Annotated in this window: 3 protein-coding genes; 2 read left to right on the forward strand and 1 reads right to left on the reverse strand. The window is 64.3% G+C overall.

Going from position 1 to position 6,564, the window contains the following annotated elements:
• Positions 1-32 precede the first annotated feature (32 nt).
• Positions 33-3,803, reverse strand: coding sequence for a sensor domain-containing protein (locus ACPZMI_RS16270; protein ID WP_483407404.1), 3,771 nt, complete (start codon positions 3,801-3,803; stop codon positions 33-35).
• 422 nt (positions 3,804-4,225) lie between these two features.
• On the opposite strand from ACPZMI_RS16270, the gene ACPZMI_RS16275 reads away from it, so the two are divergent.
• A complete protein-coding gene (locus ACPZMI_RS16275; protein ID WP_426352657.1) occupies positions 4,226-4,630 on the forward strand; it encodes a hypothetical protein in 405 nt (134 codons plus the stop codon).
• A gap of 163 nt (positions 4,631-4,793) precedes the next feature.
• On the forward strand, positions 4,794-6,461 hold the full coding sequence (gene ettA / locus ACPZMI_RS16280) for an energy-dependent translational throttle protein EttA (RefSeq protein ID WP_186668368.1): 1,668 nt from the start codon (positions 4,794-4,796) through the stop codon (positions 6,459-6,461).
• The last annotated feature ends 103 nt before the right edge of the window (positions 6,462-6,564 follow it).

A 6,564-nucleotide genomic window follows, 5' to 3' on the forward strand; every position in this document is an offset into this window, starting at 1 on the left:
CCCGCTCCTACAGGGACTGCGTCGCAGCACGATCACTGGAACATGAACAAGGTTTCGTTGCTGAACTGCGCCTCGAACTGGTTGGCCGGCATCGGCCGGCCGAACAGGTAGCCCTGGACTTCGTCGCAGCCGTGCTCACGCAGGAACTCCAGCTGTTCATGCGTTTCCACGCCTTCGGCGATCACCGCCAGGTTGAGGCTGTGGGCCATGGCGATGATTGCCCGCGCGATCTGCGCATCCTGCTCGCCTTCGGGCAGGCCGTCGACGAAGGTGCGGTCGATCTTTAGCACGTCGATGGGGAACTGCTTGAGGTAGTTGAGCGACGAATAGCCCGTGCCGAAGTCGTCCACCGCGATGCTCAGGCCTAGGTTCTTCAGGCTGTCGAGGATCTGCATGGCCTCGTTGACCTCGCGCATCAGGATACTTTCGGTCAGCTCCAGCTCCAGGCACGCCGGCGGCAGGCCGGTTTCTTCGAGAATGGTCGCGATCCGCGTACCCAGCTGGCCGTCGGAGAACTGCCGCGCCGAGATGTTCACCGACACCTTGGGCACCCGCACCTTGGCCTTGTGCCAGGCCTTGAGCTGGCGACTGGCCTCGCGCAACACCCAGTCGCCGACATCGACCACCAGGCCCAGTTCCTCGATCACCGGGATGAAGTCGCCCGGCGGCACCAGGCCGCGACGTGGATGGCGCCAGCGCAGCAGCGCCTCGGCGCCGGTCAGGCGCTTGCCGTCGCCGCTGAACTGCGGCTGGTAGTAAAGCATGAACTCGTTCTGCTCCAGGGCGTGGCGCAGGTCGCTTTCCAGCTCCAGACGCTCCAGGGCACTGGCGTTCATGTCGGCCTGGTAGAACTGGAAGTTGTTCTTGCCGCGCTCCTTGGCGTGGTACATCGCCGTGTCGGCGTTCTTCATCAGTTGGCTCAGCTCGTTGCCGTCCTGCGGGCTGAGGGCGATGCCGATACTGGCGGTGACGAAGAACTCGCGATTCTCCAGCACGAATGGCCGCACCAGGCTGGCGAGGATGTTCTCGGCCACATGAATGGCGCGGTTCAGCGCCATTTCGCGGCTGGTACGCGACTGCAGCAGCAGCGTGAACTCGTCGCCGCCCATGCGCGCCACGGTGTCGTCTTCATCGACACAGGCCAGCAGGCGCTCGGCCATGTCCTTGAGCATGCGATCGCCTGCGGCGTGGCCGAGGGAGTCGTTGATCGGCTTGAAACGGTCGAGGTCGAGGAACATCAGCACCACCCACGACTTGTGCCGCTCGGCCTGCTGCAATGCCGTGTGCAGGCGGTCCTGGAACAGCGTGCGGTTGGGCAGGTGGGTGAGGGCGTCGTAGTACGCCAGGCGGTGGATGCGCTGCTCGCTGGCCTTGCGCTCGCTGATGTCGGTGAAGAAACACACATAGCTGGCCAGGTCGCGCTCATCGTCGAGCACCGCGGTGATGCCGACCCAGGCCGGATAGTGCTCGCCGCTGCGGCGCTTGAGCCACACTTCGCCTTCCCAGGTGCCGCGCTGGTTCAGTTGCTTGAGCACATAGCCCAGGTGCGCGTCCTGCTGGCCTTCGACGGTGAGCATGTTCGGGCGCTGGTCGAGTACTTCATCGGGCGCATAGCCGCTGACCCGGCTGAAGGCTTCGTTGACCTGGACGATATAGCCGGCCGGGTCGGTGATCAGGATCGCCGAGGTCGAGTGCTCGAATACCGTCGCCGCCATGCGCAGGTCTTTCTCGGCGCGTCGCTGCTGGCTGATGTCGCGCCCCACCCCAAGCACGCCTTCGAAGTGTTCGTGGTCGTCCCACACCAGCACCAGGCGCAGCTCGATGGGGATCTTGCGACCGTCGGCACGCAGGCAGTCGAACAGGAACACCTGGGTGGGCAGTTGGCTGCGCAACTGGCGCAGTTGCTCGCGGTCGTCCAGCGCCTTGCTGACTCGCTCCATGAGGCTCTGCATGCCACTGAGCTGGGAGGGGTTGGCGATGATCGATGGCCAGCCGTTGTCGAAGATGTAGTCCACCGGATAGCCCAGCACCGTCTGCACCGAGGGGCTGATGTAGTTGAGCTGCAACTGGTTGTCGGTGGAGAAGATCACGTCGCTGATGCTTTCGGCGAGCATCCGGTAGCGCTGCTCGCTGTCACGCAGCGACTGGCTGGCCTCGATCTGCACCGTGACATCCTTGCCCACGCCGATGATCCGCGTGACCTGGCCTTCGCCATCGCGGGCCAGGACCTGCTCGCGGATGTCGTAGCAGCGCCAGCCGCCGTCGCGGTGGCGGAAGCGCAGTTGGCAGTGCAGCGACTGGCTGTGACCGCTGTCGCGCTGTTGCTGGCGCAGGCTGCGGTAGTGCTCGGCATCCTCGGGGTGCAGCAGCAGCTCCCAGAAGTGATCGCCCATCTGCGCAAGCTCCGAGCGGTCGTAGCCCAGGGTTTGCCCCAGGTGGCGGTTGCTGAAGATCATGCGCCGGTTGTGCACGTCCTGAACGTAGAGCTGGTCGGGTACGGTACGCACGACGTCCGACCAGAAGCTTTCACGTTCGAGCAGCGACAGTTCGACCTGCTTGCGGCTGGTGATGTCGCTGATGCTGAGGATCACGGCCTGATAGTCGCGCCGCTGCTGGGGCAGGCGGGCCATCAGCCACAGGTGCAGCTCGCCTCCCAGTGGCGAGGGCAGGCGTACTTCCAGCTCGAACTGCGCGCGCTGTTCGATCAGGGCGTCGAGCAACTGCATGCCGATACTCTCGCGGCCGTCGCCGCTGCCCTCGATCAACCGCTGCCAGGCGCCCTCGTTGCAGGTCACGTTGAGCAACTGGCGTGCAACTTCGTTGATCTCGGTGATCTTCAGTTCCTGCAGCAGGTTGCGGCGCAGGCTCGGCTCCAGTGCCAGGCTCTGCTTGAGCGCGGCGAGGTTGCGCAGGTGGTAGCGATCAAGCTGGCCAGGCAGGCTCGACAGGTCAAGCACGCACAGGGCCACGCCGGTGCTCTCGAAGATATCCTGATAGCGTCGGCGATCGTCCTGCAAGGCACGCTGGCGACGGCGCATGTTGATCAACGCGAGGCCCGGCAGCAGGGCGCAGAACAGCACCAGCAGGCTCTTGCCCAGCAGGGCCGGCAACAGTTTATCGCGGGCCGAGGCCGGGTCGTGCAGGCCGCGGACCTGCCAGGTACTGTTGTCGATGAAGGCCAGCAGCACGCTGTGCAGCGCCGATGGGTTGGCGTGGGCGACACCGCTGCGCTCGATCACTGCGCCGTCACGGCTGTTTTCCAGCAGCCAGAGCGGGTGGAACTGTGTGTTGAGCTTGCTGGTCAGCTCCTGGTAGTAGTCGGCGGACAGGCGCAGCAGCCAGTAGCCGCGATCTTGTTCGGTGGGCTGGCGCAGCAGCAGGTAGACCAGCTGGTTGTCGCTCGAATTACCATAGAAGTAGGCGTTACCCTGGTTCAGACGTACCAGGCCGTCGATCGTTTGGCGGTCGGGGCTGTCGCGCAGGCTGTCGCCGCGGATTTGCCCGTTGCTGTCCAGCCAGGCCAGGCCACGCAAGGCCGGCAAGCGTCCCCTGAGTGTCTGCAGCAGCGCCGGCAGGGCCGCAGGCGACGGCGGCTTGACGTAGGGCTGCAGCAGATTCATGGCCTGCTGCGCCTTGAGCGCCATGTTCAGGGTCAGGTGGTGGGCCAGTTCCGCACTCGTCGCCACGCTTTGCTGGCGCAGGTCGGCCTGTGTGTGGCGGAACTGCGAGAACAGTTGCCAGAACAACAGCCCCAGCAGGACCAGGGCCAGCAGGGCAAGCGCACCCTTGAGCGAGCCTCGCAACGAAGCAGGCGGCGCAGGGCGCTGGATGGGCGGTCGGGTGAAGTTGGTCAAGCGTTGGTCCTGCGATTGGGCTGGCGAAGGCAGGGGGGATCATGCACGCGGCATGCCGCCGTGGCGCACTATAAGGCCGGACATACGAAAGCGGCTAGGCTCTGTCTGATATGTATCTGCACTCGCCCATACTGCGTTGAAACGTGGCTCGGAATGCTCATGTACTCCAGTACACTGCGCTTCCTCCTCCCCGTTTCGCCTTGTCTGGCCTTCGCGCAGAAACATTTCAGACGGACCCTAGCATGCCTTGGATTATGGCAAAGTGCCAGCCGATATGTCTCGTCCCGGCACCGGCCGGGTGTTCGGCAAGCCCCTGCAACCTGTGCGAGAATGCCGGCCGTTTCATAGTCAATGCATCGGAGAAGCACGGTTTGGTTACCCACTATTCCACCAATGGCCTCGATTCCGCCTGTGGGCGCAGCAGTCAGACTTTGGTCAGCACTGCCGTGGCCGACGACGTATCCTGCAAGTCCTGCCAGCGCTCGTTTGCCAAGCCCGACGCGGCGGCTGCCCAGCGCAAGACGCCGTCGCTGGCCGAGCTGCGCAAGTCGGCCAAGGCTGCGCTCGAGCCGGCCGAAGTCGCGGTTGTTGCCGCCGAGGTGAAACCTGCAGCGAAGGTTGTGAGCAAACCGGCGAGCAAGCCGGCCGGCAAGACCGTCGAGACCCCGGCCCGCACCGGCGGTTTCAGCGTCAAGGCCGCCTGGGCCGCGCGCCTGGCCGAAGAAAGCGGGCGGTCGCGCCTGCCGCGCGGCAAGGGCAAGCAGCGTCACGTCTGATCGCTCGCGCAATGCCGACGTGCAGATCCTGCACATGGCAGCCATTCACCAAGACTTGGCGTAGAATGGCCAGCTTTGTTCAACGACACCTCGAATACAGATCGCCCTGACCCGTTCAGGGCGCTCGTCGATGTCTTTACCTATCCATATAGAGGGCTTGGTTTTGGCTCAATACGTCTACACCATGCATCGGCTGAGCAAGGTCGTGCCGCCGAAGCGGGAAATTCTCAAGAACATCTCCCTGTCGTTCTTCCCCGGCGCCAAGATCGGCGTGCTGGGCCTGAACGGCGCCGGTAAGTCCACGCTGCTGCGGATCATGGCGGGTGTCGACAAGGAATTCGACGGCGAAGCCCGTCCGATGCCCGACATCAATGTCGGCTACCTGCCGCAGGAGCCCCAGCTGGACCCGAACAAGACCGTGCGTGAAGTGGTCGAGGAAGCGGTCAGCGTGATCAAGGACGCCCAGGCGCGCCTGGACGAGGTCTACGCCGCCTACGCCGACCCGGATGCCGACTTCGACAAGCTGGCCGCCGAACAGGCCAAGCTCGAAGCCATCCTGCAGGCCGCTGACGGTCACAACCTGGAGCGTCAGCTGGACGTCGCTGCCGACGCTCTGCGCCTGCCGGCCTGGGATGCGCGCATCGAGCACCTGTCTGGTGGCGAGAAGCGTCGTGTGGCCCTGTGCCGCCTGCTGCTGTCGGCCCCTGACATGCTGCTGCTGGACGAACCGACCAACCACCTGGACGCCGACTCGGTGGCCTGGCTGGAGCGCTTCCTGCACGACTTCCCTGGCACCGTGGTCGCCATTACCCACGACCGTTACTTCCTCGACAACGTCGCCGGCTGGATCCTCGAACTGGACCGCGGCGCGGGCATCCCGTACGAAGGCAACTACTCGGGCTGGCTGGAGGCCAAGTCGGAACGTCTGGCGCAGGAATCCAAGCAGCAGAGCGCCCACGAGAAGGCCATGAAAGAGGAACTGGAGTGGGTGCGCAAAGGCGCCAAGGCCCGCCAGTCCAAGTCCAAGGCTCGCCTGCAGCGTTTCGAAGAGATGCAGTCGCAGGAGTTCCAGAAGCGCAGCGAGACCAACGAGATCTACATCCCGGCAGGTCCGCGCCTGGGCGACAAGGTCATCGAGTTCAAGAACGTCTCCAAGGGCTATGGCGACCGCGTGCTGATCGACAACCTGTCGTTCTCCATGCCAAAAGGCGCCATCGTCGGCGTTATCGGCGGTAACGGCGCCGGTAAGTCGACCCTGTTCCGCATGCTGATGGGCAAGGAACAGCCGGACTCGGGCAGCATCGAGATCGGTGAAACCGTGCAACTGGCCTGCGTCGACCAGAGCCGCGAGGACCTGGACGGCAGCAAGACCGTGTTCCAGCAGATCTCCGACGGTTCCGACCAGATCCGCATCGGCAACTACGAGATCCCGTCGCGCACTTATGTGGGCCGTTTCAACTTCAAGGGCGGCGACCAGCAGAAGTTCGTCAAGGACCTCTCCGGTGGTGAGCGTGGCCGTCTGCACCTGGCACTGACCCTGAAAGAGGGCGGCAACGTTCTGCTGCTCGACGAACCGTCCAACGACCTGGACGTCGAGACCCTGCGTTCGCTGGAGGAAGCCCTGCTGGACTTCCCGGGCGCCGCCATCGTGATTTCCCACGACCGTTGGTTCCTGGACCGCGTGGCGACCCACATCCTGGCTTACGAGGACGACTCGAACGTGGTGTTCTTCGAGGGCAACTACACCGAGTACGAAGCCGATCGCAAGAAACGCCTGGGCGACGCTGCTGCCCAGCCGCACCGGGTACGGCACAAGAAGCTGGCGCAGTAAGCCGGTTTTTGTTGCACAAGGATGGGGCCCTCAGGGGCCCCATTTTTGTGCCTTGCTAGGGGCGATGGTGCTTCATTCGCGGGCAAGCCCGCTCCTACAAGGG

The organism is Pseudomonas wayambapalatensis, from assembly GCF_049942315.1.
Lineage (GTDB): Bacteria > Pseudomonadota > Gammaproteobacteria > Pseudomonadales > Pseudomonadaceae > Aquipseudomonas > Aquipseudomonas wayambapalatensis.